The sequence below is a fragment of the Micromonospora sp. KLBMP9576 genome, from assembly GCF_050941805.1.
Classification (GTDB): domain Bacteria; phylum Actinomycetota; class Actinomycetes; order Mycobacteriales; family Micromonosporaceae; genus Micromonospora.
Genome location: NZ_CP194567.1, coordinates 2,057,123 through 2,077,210, shown reverse-complemented (window position 1 = coordinate 2,077,210; position 20,088 = coordinate 2,057,123). Strand labels below are relative to the sequence as shown.

The 20,088-nt window shown below is 75.5% G+C and carries 17 protein-coding genes; 11 read left to right on the top strand and 6 right to left on the bottom strand.

Annotated elements, in window-relative coordinates:
- Positions 1-244: 244 nt before the first annotated feature.
- Complete coding sequence (locus ACQ452_RS09340) at positions 245-463, top strand: hypothetical protein (protein ID WP_433392282.1); 219 nt, start codon at positions 245-247, stop codon at positions 461-463.
- A gap of 166 nt (positions 464-629) precedes the next feature.
- Complete coding sequence (locus ACQ452_RS09335; protein ID WP_433392279.1) at positions 630-902, top strand: GlsB/YeaQ/YmgE family stress response membrane protein; 273 nt, start codon at positions 630-632, stop codon at positions 900-902.
- A gap of 102 nt (positions 903-1,004) precedes the next feature.
- Here the strand turns inward: ACQ452_RS09335 and ACQ452_RS09330 are convergent, their stop codons facing one another.
- A complete protein-coding gene (locus ACQ452_RS09330) occupies positions 1,005-3,590 on the bottom strand; it encodes an AAA family ATPase (protein ID WP_433392276.1) in 2,586 nt (861 codons plus the stop codon).
- Between the two features lie 363 nt (positions 3,591-3,953).
- Here ACQ452_RS09330 and ACQ452_RS09325 point away from each other — a divergent pair, with 363 nt between their 5' ends.
- The 5 genes from ACQ452_RS09325 (at position 3,954) to ACQ452_RS09305 (ending at position 10,664) form a co-directional block, all read left to right on the top strand.
- Positions 3,954-4,133 (top strand): mersacidin/lichenicidin family type 2 lantibiotic, encoded by a 180-nt coding sequence (locus tag ACQ452_RS09325; protein ID WP_433392273.1) that lies wholly within the window; start codon positions 3,954-3,956, stop codon positions 4,131-4,133.
- An 82-nt stretch (positions 4,134-4,215) separates the two neighbouring features.
- Positions 4,216-7,230 (top strand): type 2 lanthipeptide synthetase LanM family protein, encoded by a 3,015-nt coding sequence (locus tag ACQ452_RS09320; RefSeq protein ID WP_433392270.1) that lies wholly within the window; start codon positions 4,216-4,218, stop codon positions 7,228-7,230.
- A gap of 32 nt (positions 7,231-7,262) precedes the next feature.
- Positions 7,263-9,446: a peptidase domain-containing ABC transporter gene (locus tag ACQ452_RS09315; RefSeq protein WP_433394063.1), complete on the top strand. Its 2,184-nt coding sequence runs from the start codon at positions 7,263-7,265 to the stop codon at positions 9,444-9,446.
- A complete protein-coding gene (locus tag ACQ452_RS09310; protein ID WP_433392267.1) occupies positions 9,443-10,033 on the top strand; it encodes a flavoprotein in 591 nt (196 codons plus the stop codon). The genes ACQ452_RS09315 and ACQ452_RS09310 overlap by 4 nt, the downstream gene beginning before the upstream one ends.
- Positions 10,026-10,664, top strand: a complete 639-nt coding sequence (locus tag ACQ452_RS09305) for a DUF3105 domain-containing protein (RefSeq protein ID WP_433392264.1) — start codon at positions 10,026-10,028, stop codon at positions 10,662-10,664. The genes ACQ452_RS09310 and ACQ452_RS09305 overlap by 8 nt, the downstream gene beginning before the upstream one ends.
- 28 nt (positions 10,665-10,692) lie before the next feature.
- Here ACQ452_RS09305 and ACQ452_RS09300 read toward each other — a convergent pair whose 3' ends face one another.
- From ACQ452_RS09300 to ACQ452_RS09285, 4 genes are all read right to left on the bottom strand, one after another.
- On the bottom strand, positions 10,693-12,321 hold the full coding sequence (locus tag ACQ452_RS09300) for an acyl-CoA dehydrogenase family protein (protein ID WP_433392262.1): 1,629 nt from the start codon (positions 12,319-12,321) through the stop codon (positions 10,693-10,695).
- Between the two features lie 260 nt (positions 12,322-12,581).
- The gene (locus ACQ452_RS09295) at positions 12,582-13,022 is read right to left on the bottom strand and encodes a hypothetical protein (RefSeq protein WP_433392259.1); all 441 of its coding nucleotides are present in this window, start codon (positions 13,020-13,022) and stop codon (positions 12,582-12,584) included.
- Between the two features lie 336 nt (positions 13,023-13,358).
- Entirely contained in the window at positions 13,359-14,159 is an 801-nt protein-coding gene (locus ACQ452_RS09290) for an anti-sigma factor family protein (protein ID WP_433392256.1), read from the bottom strand.
- The gene (locus ACQ452_RS09285) at positions 14,156-14,683 is read right to left on the bottom strand and encodes an RNA polymerase sigma factor (RefSeq protein ID WP_433392253.1); all 528 of its coding nucleotides are present in this window, start codon (positions 14,681-14,683) and stop codon (positions 14,156-14,158) included. The genes ACQ452_RS09290 and ACQ452_RS09285 overlap by 4 nt, the downstream gene beginning before the upstream one ends.
- Before the next feature lie 270 nt (positions 14,684-14,953).
- Here ACQ452_RS09285 and ACQ452_RS09280 point away from each other — a divergent pair, with 270 nt between their 5' ends.
- The 3 genes from ACQ452_RS09280 to ACQ452_RS09270 are packed head-to-tail and all read left to right on the top strand — an operon-like array spanning position 14,954 to position 17,723.
- A complete protein-coding gene (locus tag ACQ452_RS09280) occupies positions 14,954-15,757 on the top strand; it encodes an ABC transporter ATP-binding protein (protein ID WP_433392251.1) in 804 nt (267 codons plus the stop codon).
- The gene (locus ACQ452_RS09275) at positions 15,754-17,121 is read left to right on the top strand and encodes a hypothetical protein (RefSeq protein WP_433392249.1); all 1,368 of its coding nucleotides are present in this window, start codon (positions 15,754-15,756) and stop codon (positions 17,119-17,121) included. The genes ACQ452_RS09280 and ACQ452_RS09275 overlap by 4 nt, the downstream gene beginning before the upstream one ends.
- Positions 17,118-17,723: a hypothetical protein gene (locus tag ACQ452_RS09270; protein ID WP_433392246.1), complete on the top strand. Its 606-nt coding sequence runs from the start codon at positions 17,118-17,120 to the stop codon at positions 17,721-17,723. Before ACQ452_RS09275 ends, ACQ452_RS09270 begins: the two co-directional genes overlap by 4 nt.
- 21 nt (positions 17,724-17,744) lie before the next feature.
- Here ACQ452_RS09270 and ACQ452_RS09265 read toward each other — a convergent pair whose 3' ends face one another.
- Entirely contained in the window at positions 17,745-18,317 is a 573-nt protein-coding gene (locus ACQ452_RS09265) for a TetR/AcrR family transcriptional regulator (RefSeq protein WP_433392244.1), read from the bottom strand.
- Positions 18,318-18,423: 106 nt separating this feature from the next.
- Here ACQ452_RS09265 and ACQ452_RS09260 point away from each other — a divergent pair, with 106 nt between their 5' ends.
- Entirely contained in the window at positions 18,424-19,971 is a 1,548-nt protein-coding gene (locus ACQ452_RS09260) for an MFS transporter (RefSeq protein ID WP_433392242.1), read from the top strand.
- Positions 19,972-20,088: the final 117 nt, after the last annotated feature.

The following is a 20,088-nucleotide window of genomic DNA, read 5'->3' as shown; positions in this document are numbered from 1 at the left end:
CCTTGCCGCCGGACCCCAGTCCACCATGGAGTCTCGCCGAAACGCGTTGCGGGGCAACGGCTTCCGGGCGCGACTCCCAGCGGAGCGCGTCCGGCCGCCGACGAGGAGACGTGGCGCCGGAGGCCCCCCCGGCGACCGCGCCGCCCACCGACCACTGTGGACCCTTCGCCGCTTTGGTGATCTAATTCGTGAGATTCGCCCGCATCTGGTCGGAATTCCCGATCTCGATTTCGAAGGAGCGCGCATGCCCGTCACCGCCGACCTCACCAAGCTGGTCGACAAGTCGTACCAGGACAAGACCCTCACCGAGCTGGTCGACGCCCCGGTGGCCGCCCTCGCCGGGGTCAGCGCCGGCGACGCCAAGCTGCTGAAGGAGGCCTTCAACATCACCACCGTCGGTGACCTGGGCCGCAACCCGTACTTCCGCACCGCCAGCGCCCTGGTCGCCCTCAGCGGGCAGTAGCACCACGGGCGGGGCCCGGCGATCCGAAACGTCTTCGGCCGCCGGGTCCCGCCCGCGTCGGACCTGCCCACACCGCACCCTCGAGGGCTTGCGCACAGTTGGTTTCGCCAGCAGCACGTCAGGGGAATGACCAGGACCGACGACGAATCTCTGGAGGACGACTCTCGTGGAAGTTACCGGCTTCTTCACCGCCATCATCATCGGCCTGATCATCGGCGCACTGGGCCGGCTGGTCGTCCCGGGCAAGCAGACCATCCCGATCTGGCTCACCCTGCTCATCGGCGTGGTCGCCGCGATCCTCGGCACCCTCGTCGCCGCCGCCGTCGGCGTCGACGACACCGCCGGCGTCGACTGGATCGAGCTGATCATCCAGGTCGTCTTCGCCGCCATCGGCGTGGTGATCGCCGCCGGCGCGTACGGGCGTCGCCGCACCCACTGACCCGTGTCCCCTGACGCCGGCCGGCCCCTCGGGGCGGCCGGCGTCACCGCGTGCCCGACACCTCGCCGGCGCACCCTTGACCCGGCGGAGGCGCGGGCCGGCCTATCCGGTGAACGAACCGGCGAGTTCGAGGCGGCTGCGCACGCCGAGCTTGTGGTAGGAACGCTGAAGGTGGTTCTCCACCGTACGCACCGACAGCCGCAGCCGGCGGGCGATCGCGCTGTTGTCCAGCCCGGTGGCGGCCAGCGCGCAGATCTCGCGTTCCCGGCCGGTCAGCGGGGTCGGCGCGGAGTCGACCTGCCCGCACCACGCCGGCCAGTACGCGTCGCAGTGCCGCCGCAGCTTCTCGGCGCGCGTGGCGTGCGCGTTGGCGGCGCGATGCTCGCCACGCCCGCGCCGCGCCGCCCCGGCGGCGATGGTCGCCTCCAGTTCCAGCGTGGCGTAGCCCCGTTCACCGAACGTCGTCGCCAGCCGCTCGAGCGCCTCCGGATCCGGCCGGGCCAACGCGGCGGCCAGGTCGGCGTACAGGTCGAACAGCGGGCTGTCGCAGGCGTCGGCGACGCGGCGGAGCTCCACGGCGACCGAGCGGGACGGCGCCACCCGGGACAGCAGGTGCAGGGCCTGCACGGCGACGGTGAGCGCGCCGTTCTCCCGGGCCCGCCCGGCCAGCGCGGTGAGCTGCCCGGCCGCCACGGCGGTCCGCCCCGCACCGGCGTGGGTCCAGGCTTCGGCCAGGCCCCAGAAGTCGGCCGGACCGCTACGCCCGGGCGGGCGCCCACCCGGCTCGTCGCCGTCGCGCGCCTCGCCGGCCTGCGCGGCGAACCACGCGCCCAGCGACAGGACGTAGCCCCGGATGGGAAACGGCGTCCGCCCGTCGACCAGGGCGCGGGCCTCACGCAGCCAGCGCAGCGCGTCCCGCCGGCGCCCCCGGTGGTAGCGGCAGTTGCCCACCATCAGGGCGAGCAGGGCGACGCCGTCGGCCGAGCCGCCCTCGACCGCGTCCAGGTAGTAGGCCTCCGCCGACTCCGTGGCCCGGGTCAGCTCCCCCGCCATCACCAGCGCCTGCACGTGCAGCGCCTGCGTGGCGGCGCGCATCGCGGGCCAGGCCTGCGGAAAGGTGACCTCGGCGGCGTCGAACAGGGCCGCGGCGCGGGCCGGCTCGCCGGCGAAGACCAGCAGGTGGGGCAGGAGCGGGGTGGCGGCCATGCCCAGCAACGCGTCGCGCGGCGGGTGTTGGGCGAGGCGGGCGACGGCCGCACGTCCCTGCGCGGTCCGGCCGTCGAAGACGGCCATCGCGGCGAGGGCCGTCAACAGCCCGTCGTGGACGGCGGCGGGCAGCGCCGCCACCGCCTCGGCGAGCACGGCGCCGGCGGCTTCGGGCAGGCGCAGCCCCCAGAACAGGTTCACCGCCCGCAGCGCCGCCGTCTCGGCGCGGTCGCGCGGGTCGTCCAGCGACTCGTACGCCCGGCGCAGGTGCTCGTCGGCCTCCTCGCCGCGCCCCTGCGCGACCAGGGCCCGGCCGAGCTGTCGCGCGCCCCGGGGATGCTCGACCCGGCGGGCGAGCCGTTCGGCGAGGCGGGCCCCGCGTCGCAGCAGCGCCGACTCGGAGGCGGCCAGCAGGTCCGCGTCGTCGACCGCGAGGTCGGCGTCGCAGCGCCACGACACCACCCGCAGGCGGTCCTCGTGCCGCGCCGTCGAGGTGGCCTCCAGCGCGTCCGCCAGCTCGCGCAGGATGCGTCGGGTGCGCAGCGCGCCGGTGCGCGCCCGGGCCGCCTCCGCGTAGAGCGGGTGCGCCACCCGGACCAGGCCGCGCTGCTCCCCCGTGGTCAGTTCGATGAGCCCCCGCTCCTCCAGCCGCTCGGCGACCGGCGCGGCGACGAGCCGCTCGATGACGGGCAGGGGCGCGGGCCCGCCGTGCGCGACGTACTGCAACGCCTCGACCTCCTCGGGGTCGAGCAGGTTGAGCGTCTCGGCGACGAGGTCGCCCAGGTGCGGGTGTTCCGACGGGGCGCCGCGCCAGGTCCACACGCCGCTACGCCGGGCGAGGGCGCCGCTCTGCCGCCCGCCGCGCAGCATCTCCCGCAGGAACAGCGGGTTGCCGCGGACCGCCTGCCAGACCGTGGCGAGGGTGAGACCGTCGGTGGGCCCGCCCAGCATCGCCTCGATCAGCTCGCCCGTCTCCGGCCGGGTCAGCGCCGCCAGCTCCACGCGCTCGACGGGGCCGAGGCGGCGCAGGGCGGTGACGGCGGGGCTGGCGACCGCGTCGCTGCGGGCGCTGGCGAGTACGCGTACCGCCTCGCCGGCCACGAGCCGTTCGAGCAGCGCCGACGACGCGTCGTCGAGCCAGTTCACGTCGTCGACGACGACGAGCACCGGCCGGCCCGCGGCGGCGGCCCGCAGCCTGGCCGTGAGGTCCCGGAACGCCGCGGCGACCGAGGGGCCCACCGGCCGCGTGACGAGCTGGGAGAGCACGCCGAAGGGCACGCTCTGCCAGCCCGGCGTCGCGGTCACCCGCAGCGCCAGGAACCCCCGCCGCGCCGCCGCGCCGCGCACCTCGGCGGCGAGGCGGCTCTTGCCGATCCCGGCTTCCCCGGTGACGAGCGTGCAGCGGGTCACGCCGCCGGTCAGGCTGTCGGTCAGTCGGTCGAGTTCCCGCCGCCGCCCGACGAGTGGCCATGGTGTGGACAACGCATCCCTCCCCACAAGACGGTCTGCCGTGACAGACGCTGTCGGCCGCGCGCGAGGTTGTCGGCACGGCCGGCCGCGGTGCGACCGCGACCGCTGAGTACCGGCACTTCCCGGGCCTGAGTAGCCCCCGCGGCGGCGCGGCACGCGCGCCGACCTGCGCCTGTAGCTATTTTTCAGCCGGAGGGCCACCTCGCGGCGTCAGGTTTCAGACACCGTCGCCCGGGCCGCGGCCCGCGCCCGGCGGTGACCGCTTCGCGACTGCGATGGAGTACCCGCTACTCACGCCCCGGCCCCCGCGCCGGACCAGTCTCAAGGGCACGGACCGCGGCACCCGGCCGCCGGTCGCCACCAAGGAGGAATCAGATGTCGATCACCGACGTCGTCCGCGCCTGGAAGGACGAGTACCACCGGGGCGAGACCACGCCCGACCACCCCGTCGGGCTGGTCGAGCTGAGCCGCGAGGAGCTGGAGACCGTCGCCGGCGGCATGCCGCCGATCAACGGGCACACCGAGATGTGCTGCCACTGCATGTCGCCCTGCTGACGAGCCCCTGTCCACCACGGCGACGCGCCGGAGCCCGGCCACGGCCGGGCTCCGGCCCACCGCCCGCACCCGAGGATCGGCCATGACCACTGGGTTCCTACCCGCCCTCTCGCTCACCGAGCGCGTACCGGTCGACCCGGCCGGCCCGTACCCCGTCTCCGACCGCGCCCGCTGGCGGCTCTCCCGGTGGCGCGACTCACCGGCCTTCGCCACCGCCGGGGCCTGGCAGCGCCGCCTCGCCGCCGACGGGTGCGACGAGGACGTCCTGCTGCGCCTGCTCGACGAGCCCGCCGCGCGGATCGCGGCCCGGCTCGCGCACCCCCCGCCGTGGTCGCACCGCCTGCGGCTGCTGTACGGCGCAGCGGCCCCCGAGGACTGGCGCCCCGCACGGCTGCCGGGACGGCCGCTCGACGACGCCCTGGTCATCGCCGCCCCGATCCTCGCCGACGCCCGCCGCCGGGTCCGCGAGACGGCCACCGAACTGGCCGGTGCCGCCGATCCGCACACCGTCGACACGCTCGGCCTCGCCGAACTGCTCGACGAGCTGGTGCGGCTGCTCAGCCGCGCGAGCGTGCTCGAGCTGAACGTCGCCCGTGTACGCGGCGAGCTGACCGGGCGGACGCCGGCGCAGCGCTTCGCCGCCTTCTTCGCCCGGCTGGCGCAGCCCCCCGCCGCGCTGGGCTTCCTCACCGAGTATCCCGTGCTGGCCCGCCAACTGCTGGCCGTCGTCGACGCCTGGGCGTCGTCCACCGTCGAGTTCCTGCGGCGGCTGCACGCCGACCGGGACGCGCTCGCGGCGACCCTCGGCGTGGCCCCGCACGCACGGCTCACCGGCCTCACGCCCGCCGGCGACGCGCACCGGGGCGGGCGCAGGGTCTGCCTGGTCAGCTTCGACGACGGGTCGCGGGTGGTCTACAAACCCCGCGACCTCGACGTCGACGCCCACTTCCAGCAGCTGCTCAGCTGGCTCAACGGCCACGACGCCGACCTGGGGCTGCGCACCATCACCGTGCTGGCGCGCGACGGCTACGGCTGGGCGGAGTTCGTCCCCGCCGCCCGACCGGCGTCGGTCGCCCGCTACGCCCGCCGCTACGGCAGCCTGCTCGCCCTGCTGCACACGCTGGGCGCCAGCGACTGCCACCCCGGCAACATGGTCGGCGCCGGCGACGACCCGGTGCTCGTCGACCTGGAGACCCTGTTCACCCCGGCACTGGGGCGCGGGCGCGCCGACGCCGGCGAGGCCGTCGCCGCCTGCGTACTCGCCGTCGGCCTGCTGCCCACCGCCGAGCAACCGGCGGGCGAGGCGACGGCGTGCAACTGCGCCGAGTGGCTCGGCGCGGGCACCGACGAGATGCAGCTACACGTACCGGGCGTACACGTGGGGCACGGGGAACCAGCCGTCGCCGAGGGCGCCCGCCCCGCCGACCTGCGCGGGCACGAGGCCGACGTCGTCGCCGGCTTCCGCCACGCGTACGACCTGCTGCACCGCCACGCCACGGCGCTCGCCGACCGGGTACGCGCCTTCGCCGGCGACGAGATCCGGGTGGTGCTGCGCCCGACGCGCACCTACGCCCGGCTGCGGGAGGCGCTGCTGCACACCGACCACCTGCGCGACGCGCTCGACCGCGACCGGCTGCTGGACTGGCTCTGGGTCGGCGTGGAGGAGCTGCCGGTCCTCGCCGCCACGATCCCCGCCGAGCGCGCCGACCTGGCCGCCGGGGACATCCCGCTGTTCACCTCCAGGGTCGGCTCCCGCGCGCTGTGCGCGGGCGACGCCCGGCGGCTGCCCGGCGTGCTGGCCCGCTCCGCGCTGGACGAGGCGCTGCGCCGCGTCGCCGGCCTCGGCGAGCCCGACCGGGAGCGTCAGGTCTGGCTCATCCGCGCCACGTTCGCGTCCCTGGCCCCGATGCCCGACGCACCGCACGCCCGGGTGCGCTGGCGTCCCGGCCCGGCGCAGGCGGCACCCCCCGGTCCGGGGGCGCTGCTGGCGCACGCCGCCGAGATCGGCGAGCGGGTCGCGGCGATGGCCCACGACGGGACCTGGTTCACGTTCGGTCCCGCCCCGGGATCGCGCTGGACGCCGGTACCGATGGGGCCCGCTCTCTACGACGGCGTGTCGGGCCTGGCCCTGTTCTACGGATACCTGGGTGCGGTCACCGGGCACGGCGACTTCACCGACCTGGCCGCCGGGATCGCGCGGCGGCTGGGCGACCGGCTGCGCGCCGACGGGTGGCCCACGGGCGCCGTCGGCGCGTTCAACGGCTGGGGCGGCCTGTGCTACGCGTACGGTCACCTGGCCGCCCTGTGGGGCGACGACCCGGTCGCGCGCGCCGGCCTGGAGCTGGCGCTCGACCGGCTGGCGGCCCTCGCCGACGACGCCGGCGACACGGACGTGGTCGACGGGCTGGCCGGCGCGGTGCTCGCCGTGCTGTCGTGCGGCGCGCGGCCGCAGCGCGCCACCGAACTGGCCGTCCGCCTCGGCGACCGCCTCCTCGCGGCGGGTCCCGCGCCCGCGCTGGGCGGGCTCTCCCACGGCGCCGCCGGAATGGCGGTGGCGCTGTTCGAGCTGTGGCGCGTCACCGGCGAGGACCGCTACGCCGAGGCGGGCCGGGCCGCGCTGGAGTTCGACCGTTCCCTGTTCGACCCGACCTCGGGCAACTGGGCGGACCTGCGCCGGCCCGGCCTGCTCAGCAACGCCTGGTGCCACGGCGCGCCGGGCATCGGACTGTCCCGGGTACGGATCCGGCAGGCGCTGGCCCGCCGCCCGCTGCCGGGCCTCGACGGGCTCGAAGCCGAGATCGGCGTGGCGCTGCGCACGACGTACGCGCACGGGTTCGGGCGCAACCACTCCCTGTGCCACGGCGACCTCGGCAACCTGGAGCTGCCGCTGCTGCTCGACGCCGACCCGGCGGCGCTCGGCGCGGTCCTCGACGGCGTGCTGCGCGACGTGGCCGCCTCCGGGTGGCGCTGCGCCAACCCGGCGGGGCTCGACTCGCCGGAGCTGATGACCGGGCTGGCCGGGATCGGCTACCAGCTCATGCGGCTGGCCCGGCCGCGGCGCGTGCCGTCGCTGCTGACCCTGGCGGGCACCCCGTGAGGCGGCGCGGCCGGGTGCCCGTCGTGCTCCAGATGACCGACGCCGACTGCGGCGCCGCCTGCCTGGCGATGGTCCTGCGTCACGCGGGCGTACGCGCCTCGCTGGCCGGGTGCCGCGAACACCTCGGCGTGGGCCGCGACGGGGTCAGCGCGCTGGCGCTGCTGGACGCGGCGCGCGAGCTGGGCCTGCGCGCCAGCGCCTACCGGGCGGGTCCGTCGGACCTGGCGGCGCTGCCGATGCCGCTGATCGCGCACTGGGAGGGTTCGCACTTCGTCGTGGTGGAGGGCCGCACCCGGCACGGGTTCTCGATGGTGGACCCCGCCCTGGGTCGCCGGACGGTCCCGTTCGCCGAGGCGGCCGAGTTCCTCACCGGCACCGTGCTGGTGTTCACCGGCCGTACGCCGGCAGCCGACCCGGCGGGACCGGCCCGCACGCCGTGGCTGCGCCGCGGCTACCGGCTGGCCCGTGCGTTCCTGCCCGCGCTGGGGACCGTCCTGTCCGTCTCCGTGATCCTGCAACTGCTCGGGCTCGCCCTGCCGCTGGCCATGTCGACAGCCCTCGACGCGATCCTGCCGGCGCGCGAGAGCGGGCTGCTGCCGTACCTCGGCCTGGCCGTGCTGGCGCTGGCCCTGACCCAGTTCGGCCTGGCGCACCTGCGCTCCATGCTGCTGGTGAACCTCCAGTCGCGGGTCGACCGCGAGCTGATGACCCGGCTGTTCGCGCACCTGATGAGCCTGCCGTTCCGCTTCTTCCAGCAGCGCTCCAGCGGTGACCTGATGCAGCGGCTGGCGAGCAGCGTGCTGCTGCGGGAGATCGTGACAACCCAGGTGCTGACCGCCGTGATCGACGGCGCGCTGGTGATCGGGTACTTCGCGGTGCTGCTCGCCGCCGACACCGGGTTCGCCACGGTGGCGCTGGGGGTCGGCCTGGTGCAGGTGTGCGCGGTCGCGGCGGTCAACCGCCGCCTGCTGCGCCTGAACCACCGCCAGCTCACCGTGCAGGCGGAGGCGGAGAGCGTGCTCATCGAGGCGCTGTCGGGCATCGCCACCATCAAGTCGATGGGCGCCGAGAAGCACGTCTACGACCACTGGCTGAGCCGCTACTCGGCGGCGCTGGCGGTGGACCGGGCGCGCGGCCGGCTCTCGTCGGTCGTCGACAACGTCGCGGCGACCGTACGCCTCGCCGGCCCGCTGACCCTGCTGTGGCTGGGCATGTACCGGATCTTCGCCGACGGCATGAGCCTCGGTGACGCGATGGGCCTGCAGATGCTGGCGCTGGCCGCGATCGCCCCGCTGGGCTCGCTGGTCGCCAGCGCCCAGGTGCTCCAGTCGGCCGCCGCGACCGTGCAGCGGCTGCGTGACGTGTTCGCCGCCCGCCCCGAGATCGAGGACGAGTCGCGGCTGCTGGCGCCGACGCTGCGCGGGAGGGTCGAGGTGCGGGGGCTCAGCTTCCGCTACGACGGCACGGGCCCGTACGTGCTGCGCGACGTCTCGTTCACCGTCGAGCCGGGCCGGACGGTGGCCGTCGTGGGCGCCTCCGGCAGCGGCAAGAGCACCCTGGCAATGCTGCTGACCGGGCTCTACCGGCCCACCGGCGGCCAGATCCACTTCGACGGGGTGCCGCTGGAGCGCATCGGACCGGACGCCCTGCGCCGCCAGTTCGGCGTGGTGTTCCAGGAGAGCTACCTGTTCCGGGACTCGATCCGGCGCAACATCGCCCTCGCCCGCCCCGACCTGCCCCTGGCGGACGTGCGGCGGGTCGCCCGGCTGGCCGCCATCGACGCCGACGTGGAGGCCATGCCGTTGCGCTACGACACCCGGGTCGCCGAGCGCGGCCAGGCGCTCTCGGGCGGGCAGCGGCAACGCCTGTCCATCGCGCGGGCGCTCGCCGGCGAGCCGGTCATCCTGCTGCTCGACGAGGCGACCAGTCACCTCGACGTCGCCACGGAACGCCGGGTGAGCCAGGCCGTCTCGGCGCTGCGCTGCACCCAGATCGTCATCGCGCACCGGCTGAGCACGGTGCGCGACGCGGACGAGATCCTCGTGCTCGACGGCGGCACGGTCGCCGAGCGCGGCAGCCACGACGAGCTGCTGGCGCGCGGCGGCAGGTACGCGGACATGGTCCACGCCCAGCTCGACACCCAGGCCGACGCGTCGCCGGGCACGCCGGCGAGCCACGAGCCGGCCGTCGCCACAGGAGAAGGTGGACACCGATGAGTGTCACGTTGCCGTTCGAGCGGGTCCTCGTCGCCGCGTGCGGATCCAGCGGCGCCATGTCGCTGCCGCAGTCGCTGCTGGCGATGAGGCACGCGCTCGGCCTGGAGGTGCGGGTGGTGATGACCGAGGCCGCCGCGACGTTCGTGACCCCCACGGCCCTCGCGGCGATCACCGGCCACCCGGTGACCGTCGAGGAGCCCCCGGGCCGGCCCGGTGTCCCCCACCTGGACCTGACCGCGTGGGCGCAGCTGGTACTCGTGCTGCCCGCCACCGCCAACACCCTGGCCAAGGCCGCGGCGGGCATGGCCGACAACCTGGTGACCGCGTGCGTGCTGGCCTCCGCCGTGCCCGTGGTGTTCGTACCCGCGATGAACGTGCGGATGTGGGAGAAGCCCGCCGTGCGGCGCAACGTCGCGCAGTTGCGCGCGGACGGGCACGGCGTCGTGCCGCCCTCCCGGGTCATCGCGCTCAGCTCCGGCACGGCCACGGGGATCGGGGTGCCCGGCATCGAGACGGTGCTGGAGTGGACGGTGGGCCACCTGTCGTCGCTGGCGTCCGACGCGGGCGGGGCGGTGCGCGGTGACTGACCCGATCGGGCGCGAGGCACGGGCCACCCGGTGGGTGGCGGGGCTGCTGGCGCTGCTGGGCGTCGGCCTGCTCGGCTGGGTGGTGGTGCCGATCGCGCGGCAGCGGCTCGCGCCGCCCGCGCCGATCGCGTCGTTCGGGGTGGCGCGGGAGCAGGCCGGTTGCGACCCGGAGCTGACCGACCCGGTGGCGGGCAAGGGGGTGCACGTCGGGCGGGGCACGCGCGTCGCCTACCTGACGGTGCCGCCGTCGTCCGGGCCGCACTACGAGCTGCCCGCGCCGATGCGCCGGTTCTACCTCGACGTCGACCGGCCACCGGTGGAGGTGCTGGTGCACAACCTGGAACACGGCTACACGGTGCTCTGGTACTCGGCCGACCTGCCGGCGTCCCAGGTGGAGGCCCTGCGCGGGCTGGCCGCGCGGCTCGGTGCCGACGAGCGGACCGCCAGGTTCGTCGCCGCGCCGTGGGACGCCTCCCATGGCCGGTTCCCGCCGGGGCGCCGCGTCGGCATCAGCCGCTGGGGCGCCACCGCCGGCTACCGCCTGCTGTGCGAGTCGGTCAGCGGCGCGGTCGTCGAGAGCTTCCTCGCCGCCCACCCGCCGCACGACTCGCCCGAGCCGGAGGGCGCGTGACGCCACCGCCCGGGGGCACTCGGCCCGCTCAGCCCACCTTCGGTACGGCGCGGGCGACGATCGCGGCCAGGTCGACGCCCCGGGGCAGCGTCCCGTACGCCTGGCCGTGGTCGCCGCCGAGCCGGGAGGCGCAGAAGGCGTCGGCGACTGCGGGATGGCCGTGGCGCACCAGCAGGGAGCCCTGGAGGACCAGGGCGAGCCGTTCGACGACGCGGCGGGCCCGCAGTTCGCGGTCGTCGGGGTCGGCCAGTTCGGCGCGCGCCCGGCGTACGGCGGCGTCGAGCCGGGCGTCGGCCCCGGCGGCGGCCGCGACCTCGGCCTCGAACGCCGCCATGACCTCGGGTTCCCTGGTGAGGGCGCGCAGCACGTCCAGCGCGGCGACGTTGCCGGAGCCCTCCCAGATCGAGTTCAGCGGTGACTCGCGGAACAGCCTCGGCATGCCGGACTCCTCGACGTAGCCGTTGCCGCCGAGGCATTCGAGGGCCTCGGCGGCGTGGCCCGGCCAGCGCTTGCAGACCCAGTACTTGCCGACGGCGAGGGCGAGGCGCTTGAACGCGGTTTCGCCGGCGTCGCCGCGCGCCGACCGGTCGGTCGCCCCGGCGAGGCGCATCATCAGGACGGTGGCGGCCTCCGACTCGACGGCGAGGTCGGCGAGCACGTTGCGCATGAGGGGCGCCTCGACGAGGTACCGGCCGAAGGCCCGCCGGTGGGTGGCGTGGTGGGCGGCGGTGGTGACGCCCTGGCGCATCCCGGCCGCCGCGCCGATGACGCAGTCGAGACGGGTCAGGTTGACCATGTCGAGGATGGTGCGCACGCCGCGGCCCTCGTCCCCGACCCGCCAGGCGACCGCGTGCTCGTACTCGATCTCGGCCGAGGCGTTGGACCGGTTGCCGAGCTTCTCCTTGAGTCGCATCAGCCGCATCGGGTTGCGCGTGCCGTCCGGCAGGACGCGCGGCACGAGGAAGCAGGTGAGCCCGCCCGGCGCCTGGGCGAGGGTCAGGAACAGATCGCACATCGGCGCCGAGGTGAACCACTTGTGCCCGTGCAGGCGGTAGGTGCCGTCCGGGTCGGGGCGGGCGGTGGTGGTGTTGGCGCGCACGTCCGAACCGCCCTGCTTCTCCGTCATCGACATGCCGGCCAGCAGGCCCCGCTTGGCCAGCGGCGGGCGCAGCCCGAAGTCGTACGCGGTGGCGGTGAGCAGCGGTTCGTAGCGCGCCGCCAACTCCGGGGCGTGCCGCAGGGCCGGGACGGCGGCGTAGGTCATCGAGATGGGGCAGCCGTGCCCGGCGTCGGGGCGCCAGGTGTGGAACTTGGCGGCGCGGGCCACGTGCGCGCCCGGCCGGTCGTCCGCCCACGGCGCGGCGTGCAGGCCGTGCGTGACCGCCACCCGCATCAGCTCGTGCCACGACGGGTGGAACTCGACCTCGTCGATGCGGTGCCCGTGCCGGTCGTGGGTGCGCAGCAGCGGCGGGTGCTCGTTGGCCAGTCGCCCGTGCTCGATCGCCGCCTCGCCGCCGGCGAGGCGGCCCAGCTCGTGCAGCTCGGCGGCGGCCCAGCCGGCGCCCTCCCGGTCGAGCCCGTCGAGCAGGGCCGGGTCGTCGGCCGTGTCGTGACCGACCAGCGGCGGAACCTGGTTGAGGACCTCGTGCGTCGTCACGGCGGACTCCCAGCGCGGTGGAGGAACGTGATCAGGTGGGATTGCACCACCGCTCGATCGATGGGGGCAAGAGCGCCCGCGCCGGGGTACGCGTCGTGATCAGGACCCCATGGACGTCTGCTCGCCGCGTCGACGTCCATGGGGTCCTGATCACCGTCGGGCTGGTGGCCCTGCGCCGTCCGGCGACACCCGGTCAGGCGGGGGCCGACCCGCGCGTCGTCACCCCGTGCGCGCCCGGGGTCCGATCGGGGTGGGCGTGGTCAGCAGCCCTGCCGCCGGCTGTAGATCTGGTGGCGCTGGCCACCCCAACCGATGTGGCCGAACGCCTCGACGCAGTAGTTCGCGGTGCCGGTGACGCCGACCGGGCCGGCCTGGTAGCTGAAGTCACCCGAGTCGGTGTCCGCGCTGCCCGAACGGGTGCAGTGCGCGCCCTCGCCCGACCGCTCGGCGCAGCGGTAGATCTGCACCAGGGTGGGCGCGGACTTTCCGTAGGCCGCGCCGCGATGGTAGAAGCAGGCGCTGTTGGTGCCCCCGCTGCTGCTGTTGTAGTAGATCACCAGCTCGCCGAGGCCCGACGACTGCACCTGGCTGTAGATGATCGTGCCCGAGCAGGAGCCGGCCGCCTGGGCGGCGGGTGCGCCGACCGTCATGACCGTCGCGGCGGTCGCCAGTGCCATCAACGTCGAGAACACTCTCTTCATGGTTACCCGATCTCCATCCACATTCGACTGTCGTGCCTTGTGGATCATGCTCCCACGATGCGCGTCCCATCACGCGACGTGGTGCCACCAGAGCCGTCCGACGGCGAGTTTCTCCAGCTCACGGACGGTGCCGGCAACCTGCCGCGCCGGGGCGCCCGGGCGTCGCGGGCCTGACGCGGGTCGATGACCGGCCGGCGCGGGGCGGCGCGGCCGACCGCCCGGAGAGAGTGATCAGCACCCTTCCTGAGCACGGCTCGCGAACACCGCGCCGCCCGCGTCGCTCACGGGCCAGTCTGGCGGCGAGCATGTCCCGGTGTCGACCGGATTACGGGCGGCTCACCGCCAGCCGTCGATCCGGCGGTACCGGTCGCGCACCACGGCGAGAGCGACCACGCAGACGGCGGTCACCGCCAGCCAGCCGGGCGTGCCCGCGGGAGTCAGCAGCACCGGCAGGCGCGCCACGACGAGCGCCGGCAGCAGCACCGCCAGCAGCCATCCGGTGCCGAGCACCAGGGCGGCGCGGGTGACGCCGATGCGCGCGCCGAGCAGCAGCGTCAGGGCGGTGAAGCCGAGACACGGCAACAGCCACCGCGCCGGTGACTGACCGGCCAGCCCGCCCACGACGAGCAGCACGGGAACCAGGCCGAGCAGGACGACGAGGGTGCGCCGCAACAGCAACGGCAGCCCCGCCCTCGGGGTCGTCGCGACGATCTCCCAGGCGGGGTCGCTGCGGCGGTTCCAGGCGCCGGCGATCGTCACCAGGGGCGCGACCGGTGCCACCAGCAGCACCAGCGAGGGCGCCTGCGGGAACTGGTACTGCATGAGGAACGCGGTGAGCAGGGCGGCGCTCGCCGTACCGAGCCAGGGCAGCCAGGCCCACCTGACCCAGCGTCGCGCCGACGCCAACCAGGGCCGGTGCCGGGCTGGCCGCCCGTGCCGGGCCACGTCGCCGGCGACGGCCGTGTGGACCTCGGCGAGCAGTTGCCTGGCGGGCTCGGTGATCAGGTCACGGAGCCGGGCCCGGCACGCCGGGCAGTCGTCCAGGTGTGACTCCACCGCCCACAGCGCCGGATCGTCGAGTGCGGCGTCGGGGTCGGCGTAGCGCGACAGCAGTGCCGTCGACGGATGCGTGGTCATGACAGCGCCTCCCGCAGGACGAGGCGGGCCCGGCGGGCCCGTGTCTTCACCGTGCCCTCGGGCACCCCGAGCAGGATCGAGGTCTCCCGCACGGAGAACCCGTCGAGGACCATCGCCTGGAGCACGGCGCGCAGCTCGGGTGCCAGGTCCCGCAGCGCGGTGCTCATCTCGTCGCCGAGGACGCCGTCGAGCGCCTCGTCCTCCGCCGCACGCGCGTGCGCGGGCGGCGGAGCGACGGGGACCGCCTGCTGCCGGGCCCGGCGACGAAACCCGTCGATGAGCCGTCGCCCGGCGATGCTCCACAACCAGCCGGCGCCGCTGCCGTCCCCGGCCACACCGGCGAACGAACCGGCGGCCCGCCACACCGCCAGGTAGGTGTCCTGCATCACCTCGGCGACGAGGTCCGGGTCGGCGCAGCGGCGCCGCAGGCGGGCGGCCAGCCACGGCGAGGTACGCCGGTACAGCTCGTCGAAGGCCGCCCGGTCCCCGCGCGCCACCCGGCGCAACAGTTGCTCGTCAGTCATGGCTGGGTCCACGTGGGGAAGGACGACGCGTCACCCGCATCCGGTTCTCCTCCCCCGCTCGCATCCGCCGTGGCGTCGGTCACCCCACGTCCGCGCGGCGCCGACGGCCGAGCATACGGGGCCGTCACGGCGCGGCCGGCGACCCGCTCGCGGCCCGGTCGCCGTCCCGGCCGAGAACCGAACCGCGCGGCGCGTCGTCTAGCGGGATGTCAGCGGTACCGCGTCCGGTGCGGCCGCGACCGACAGTAGGGAGAGGCTTGTGGTGCCACGATGACGCGCACGGTGGACGCCGCCGAGGTGGCGGCGACGACGTACGCCTGGCAGGTCGCGGCCGACGGGCTGTGCGTGCGGGCCGGACGCCGGATGGCGGTCCAGGAGCTCAGCCTCACACTCGGCGTCGGCGTGCACGGGCTGCTGGGGCCGAACGGGGCGGGCAAGACGACGCTGATCCGGGCGCTCGCCACTGTCGTGCCGCCCGCCACGGGGGAGCTGCGGCTGCTCGGCCGCTCGGCCGCCGGCCCGGGCGGGCTGCGTGAGGTGCGCCGCGCGCTCGGGTACCTGCCGCAGCACTTCGGCTACTACCCGCGCTTCACGGTGCGGGAGTTCGTGGAGTACATGGCCTGGCTGAAGGAGATGCCACGCCGGGAGGTTCCCGGTGCGGTGCAGCACGCCATCGACCGGGTCGGCCTGGCCGACCGGGCCGACGCCCGGCTCAAGACGCTCTCCGGCGGGATGCTGCGCCGGGCGGGCATCGCCCAGGCCATCGTCAACTCACCGGAGCTGCTGCTGCTCGACGAGCCGACGGTGGGCCTCGACCCGGAGCAGCGCGTCGCCTTCCGCGAGCTGCTGCGCGACCTCGGCGCGGACGCCTGCGTACTGGTCTCCACGCACCTCGTGGAGGACGTGGTGGCGGCCTGCGGCGCGGTCGTGCTGATCGACGACGGGCGGCTGGCCTGGCAGGGCACCCCGCAGCAGCTCATCGCCGAGGGCGGCGGTGACGAGGCCGGGGACAGTCCCGCCGAGCGGGGCTACACGGCGCTGCTGCGCCGGCGTCGCGGGGAGGCGGTCCGATGACCCGGATCCTGCGCATCGAGCTGCTGCGCTCGGCCGCACCGGGGGTCGGGCTGCTGCTGCTGGCCGTCGAGGCGGCGTACCTGGTGATGGCGAACACGTACTCGGGCCGCTGGACGGCCCTGGCCAGCGAGCACCGGCTCGGACTGGTGCTGCTGGTGCCGCTGGCGCTGGCCGGCGGCGCCTGGTACGGCCGGCGGGAACGCCGCTGGCGGATGGACGAGCTGCTCTCCACCACGCCCCGGCCCGGCGCGCAACGCAGACTCGTCGCGGCGTGCGCGCTGGGCGTCACGGCGCTGGCCGCGTACCTGCTGGCCTTCGCGGTGGGCGCGGTCCGGGTCGCCCCGTCCGCCACGCACCTGCCGCCCGGGCTGCCGCAGACGGTCGCGGTCGGCGCGGTGGCCCTGGTCGCCGCCGCCTGGCTGGGTCTGGCCCTCGGGCGGGCGCTGCCCCATCCCGTGGTCGCGCCCGCTGCCGCCGTCGTCGCCGCCGGGGCCATCGTCGCGACGCGCATGTTCGTCACCGGCGGCGTCGACGACCGGCTCCCCGGCGCCGCCCTGCTCGATCCGATCCTGGACGGCACCGACGACTTCTCCGTCATTCTCGGTCGCGTCCACGCCGGCCAGGCGTTGTGGCTGGTCGGCCTGACCCTGACCGCCGCCGGCCTGCTGGTCGTCGGGCGACCGCGCCAGGTCGCGTTCGCGGTGGTCCCGGCCCTGGTGGCGGGCGCCCTCGCCGTGCCGCTGCTGCCGGCGGGAGGATCCAGGGCCGCCTACACCCTCGACCACGGCGCCGCCGCCCTGGTCTGCGCCGACGGCGAGCCCCGCGTCTGCGTCACCCGGGTGCACGCCGCGACGCTGCCTGAGGTCGTCGGCCCGGCCCGGGCGAGCCTCGCGGCGCTGGCGAAGCTGCCCGACGCCCCCACCAGTGCGATCGAGCGCATCCACCGGATCGGGCCGGCGAGCGAGGAGCCGCCGGCGACACCACAACCCGCCGACACGCTGTTCTTCCCGCTCTTCCTCGACCCGTCCGGCGGGCTCTACGCCACCGGCGACGAACTGCTCACCGAGCTGCTGCACGGCGCCGGCACCTCGTTCTGCCCGTTCACCGGCGACGCCGACCCTGACGGATGGCTGCGCGACGGCGTCGCCCGCACGGTGGCCGGCGCCTGGCTGCGCGGCCAGCCGCCCGCCCGCTGGACCGAGTCGGGCATGGAGAAACGCGACGAACTGGAACAGCGGCTCTACCAGAACCTGACCGCGCTGCCGCAGGACGAGCAGGTCCGGCGCGTGGCCGCGCTGCGCCGCGCCGCGCTGGAGTGCCGGGGCGACCTGTATCCGGTCCTCGCCGGGGAGGCCCGGGCATGAGGTGGGCCTACCTGTACGCCCGTTCCCGGCGGCTGCCGGCGGCGGTCGCCATCGCCGTCGCCGTGCCCGTGACCACGTGGGCGCTGTGGCTCGCCTTCGGCTCGGACCGGATCATTCCGGACCGGCTCACCGCGCTCACCGCCCTGCTGATGGGCGTCGCGCTCACCCCGGCCCTCGCCGCGCCCGACGAGGGGCTGGAGACGACCGGCTCGGTCCGGTGGCCGCTGCGCCGCGCCGGCCACCTCCTGCTCGCCGCCGCGCTGGTCGTCGTGGTGCCGCTGGCCGCCTGGCCGACCGGGGCACGGTTCGCGCCCCTGTGGCTGGTCGCGCGCGACGGCGTCGGCCTGCTCGGACTCTGTGCCCTCGCCGCCGTGCTGTTCGGCGCCGCACGGGCCTGGATCCCGCCCCTGGTGTGGACGCTGGCGGCGGTGACGGTCGCCGAACCGAGCACCGAGCCGGCCCGGCAGGCGCTCGGCTGGATGATGCGACAGCCCAACGACGCGACGAGCACGGCGGTGGCGGTGGCCCTCGCCGTGGCCGGGCTCGCCGCGTACGCGGTCTTCGGTTGCCCCCGACGCGCGAGCCCGGAGCAGCAGGGCTGAGCCGCCCCCGGGCCCCTGCGGTCAGAGATCCAGCAGGGGCCCCTCGTGGCGGCTGAGGGCCAGTAGCAGCCGACGGGCGTGGCCGAGTTCCTCGGGGTGGCTGCCGCCCTCGTACAGGCCGGCGATGGCCGCGCCGTCCGCCGCCCGGGTGATGAGCAGGACCCGTTGGGGGTGCAGCCCGTCGGCGTCGAACGCCTCCTTCCAGCGCTGTTTGTCCCGTTGCAGCACCCGCGCGACCCCGGGCACCGCGGAGAGGGTGGCGGCCAGCACGGCCTGTTCGGGGACCCGGGCCTCGTCGAGCAGGTCGTCGAAGGTGGCGTTGACGTAGCCGCGCACCAGGCGGCCGGGGGCGTGGTCGCGGGGGTCGACCGCCGCGTACACCGAGGCGGCGAACTGTTCGGCCAGGTCCTCGGCCACCGCGAGCAGCAACTCGTCGCGGGAGCGGAAGTGGTGCAGCAGCCCACCCTTGGACACCCCGGCCTGCCGGGCTATCGCGTCCACGCTGGCGCCGGAGCCGTGTGTGCCGACCACCTTCGCGGCGGCGTCCAGCACGACCCGGCGGGTCCTCGCCGTGTCCCGTTCCCGACCTCGCACCCGTGCCTCCCGGCTTGTCCCCCGGCGGCATCCGCCCGCCGCCACTCGATCCTACGGCCGACCAAATGGTTTGCAGAGCCGACCATACAGTCGGTAACGTGGCGGCATGACGTCCGCGACACCCGCCCCGCCGGCCGGCCCCACGCCGACGCCCCCTCGGCCCGTCCGGGCCGGCGGCCGCCAGTGGGCCGCGTTGACGGCACTCACCCTGGCGGTGACCCTGCTGGCCGTCGACGGCACCGTGCTGGCGTTGGCCATGCCGGCGCTCACCGCCGACCTGGGGGCCACCGCGACCCAGGTGCTGTGGATCGGGGACGCCTACTCCTTCGCCCTGGCCGGCCTGCTGATCAGCATGGGCACCCTGGCCGATCGCATCGGCCGCAAGCGGCTGCTGCTGATCGGCGTCACCGGTTTCGGCGCCGCCTCGCTGCTGGCCGCGTTCGCGCCGACCGCCGGCTGGCTGATCGTCGCGCGGATCCTGCTGGGCGTGGCCGGGGCGACGCTGATGCCCTCGACCCTGTCGATCGTGCGCAACGTCTTCACCGACCCCGCCCAGCGCACCCGCGCCATCGCGGTGTGGTCGGCCGGCGCCTCCGGGGGCGCGGCACTGGGCCCGCTGGTCGGCGGGGCACTGCTCGAGCACTACTGGTGGGGATCGGTCTTCGTGATCAACCTGCCGATCATGCTGCTGGTGCTGGTCACCGTCGCGCTGCTGGTGCCCGAGTCGCGCAACCCCACGCCCGGGCGCTTCGACCTGCTCAGCGCCGTGCTGTCGGTGGCCGCGATCGTGCCCCTGGTGTGGGCGGTGAAGCACACCGCCAAGTCCGGTGTCGACCTGGTCGGCCTGCTCGCCGCCGCCCTGGCGGTGGGTGCCGCGGTGGTGTTCGTACGCCGCCAGCGCAACCTGCGCACGCCCCTGGTGGACATCACGCTCTTCGCCCGGCCGGCGTTCACCGGCACCGTCCTGGCCTCGCTGATCGCCATCTTCGCCTTCAGCGGGCTGCTGTTCTTCTTCTCCCAGTACCTGCAACTGGTCCGCGGCCACTCGCCCCTGCAGGCGGGGCTGCGGGAACTGCCCGCCACGCTGGCCTCCATCGCGGTGGTGCTCGTCGCCGTCCGGATCATCACCCGGCTCGGCGTGGGGCACGCCCTTGCCGCCGCGCTGCTGGTGGCCGCGGCGGGGCTCAGCGTGCTGGCGGTGGCCGAGGGCGCCCCCGGCTACACCGGCATGGCCGTGGGCCTGATCCTGACCGGGCTCGGGATCGGGATCGCGTTCACCGCGTCCACCGACGCGATCCTGAGCGCGGTGCCCCGCGAACGGGCCGGGGCCGCCTCGGCGATCTCCGAGATGTCCTACGAGCTGGGCGTCGCGCTGGGCATCGCCCTGCTGGGCACCCTGCACACCGTGCTCTACCGCGCCGGCCTGCCCGACCTGACCGGCCTGAGCGGCGCCAGCCGGCAGGCGGTCACCGATTCGCTGGCCGCCGGCACCCACGCCCTGGCCGGCAGCGACGGGCACGGCGCCCAGATCCTGGCCGCCGCCCGCGACGCCTTCGCCCACGGCATGCAGGTCACCTCGGCCATCGCCGCCGTCCTGCTGGTGGCGGCCGCGCTGGTCGCCTGGCGGATCATCCCCTCCGACCGGCGCCGGTGACGCGGTCGAAGGCCGGCGAGGGAGGCACCTCACAGCCCGCGCCGCGACGGCCCTGGCGCCCGGCCCCGGCGGATCAACCAGGTCTGCGCGGTCGCCTTCGTCGCCCTCGGCCTGCGC

Excerpts from the sequence above, each read along its gene's own strand:
- ACQ452_RS09285 (WP_433392253.1), bottom strand. The coding sequence starts at position 14,683 with ATGACTGACGAGCAACTGTTGCGCCGGGTGGCGCGCGGGGACCGGGCG.
- ACQ452_RS09290 (WP_433392256.1), bottom strand. The coding sequence starts at position 14,159 with ATGACCACGCATCCGTCGACGGCACTGCTGTCGCGCTACGCCGACCCC.
- ACQ452_RS09270 (WP_433392246.1), top strand. The coding sequence starts at position 17,118 with ATGAGGTGGGCCTACCTGTACGCCCGTTCCCGGCGGCTGCCGGCGGCG.
- ACQ452_RS09315 (WP_433394063.1), top strand. The coding sequence starts at position 7,263 with ATGACCGACGCCGACTGCGGCGCCGCCTGCCTGGCGATGGTCCTGCGT.
- ACQ452_RS09295 (WP_433392259.1), bottom strand. The coding sequence starts at position 13,022 with ATGAAGAGAGTGTTCTCGACGTTGATGGCACTGGCGACCGCCGCGACG.
- ACQ452_RS09320 (WP_433392270.1), top strand. The coding sequence starts at position 4,216 with ATGACCACTGGGTTCCTACCCGCCCTCTCGCTCACCGAGCGCGTACCG.
- ACQ452_RS09325 (WP_433392273.1), top strand. The coding sequence starts at position 3,954 with ATGTCGATCACCGACGTCGTCCGCGCCTGGAAGGACGAGTACCACCGG.
- ACQ452_RS09310 (WP_433392267.1), top strand. The coding sequence starts at position 9,443 with ATGAGTGTCACGTTGCCGTTCGAGCGGGTCCTCGTCGCCGCGTGCGGA.
- ACQ452_RS09340 (WP_433392282.1), top strand. The coding sequence starts at position 245 with ATGCCCGTCACCGCCGACCTCACCAAGCTGGTCGACAAGTCGTACCAG.
- ACQ452_RS09275 (WP_433392249.1), top strand. The coding sequence starts at position 15,754 with ATGACCCGGATCCTGCGCATCGAGCTGCTGCGCTCGGCCGCACCGGGG.
- ACQ452_RS09260 (WP_433392242.1), top strand. The coding sequence starts at position 18,424 with ATGACGTCCGCGACACCCGCCCCGCCGGCCGGCCCCACGCCGACGCCC.
- ACQ452_RS09280 (WP_433392251.1), top strand. The coding sequence starts at position 14,954 with ATGACGCGCACGGTGGACGCCGCCGAGGTGGCGGCGACGACGTACGCC.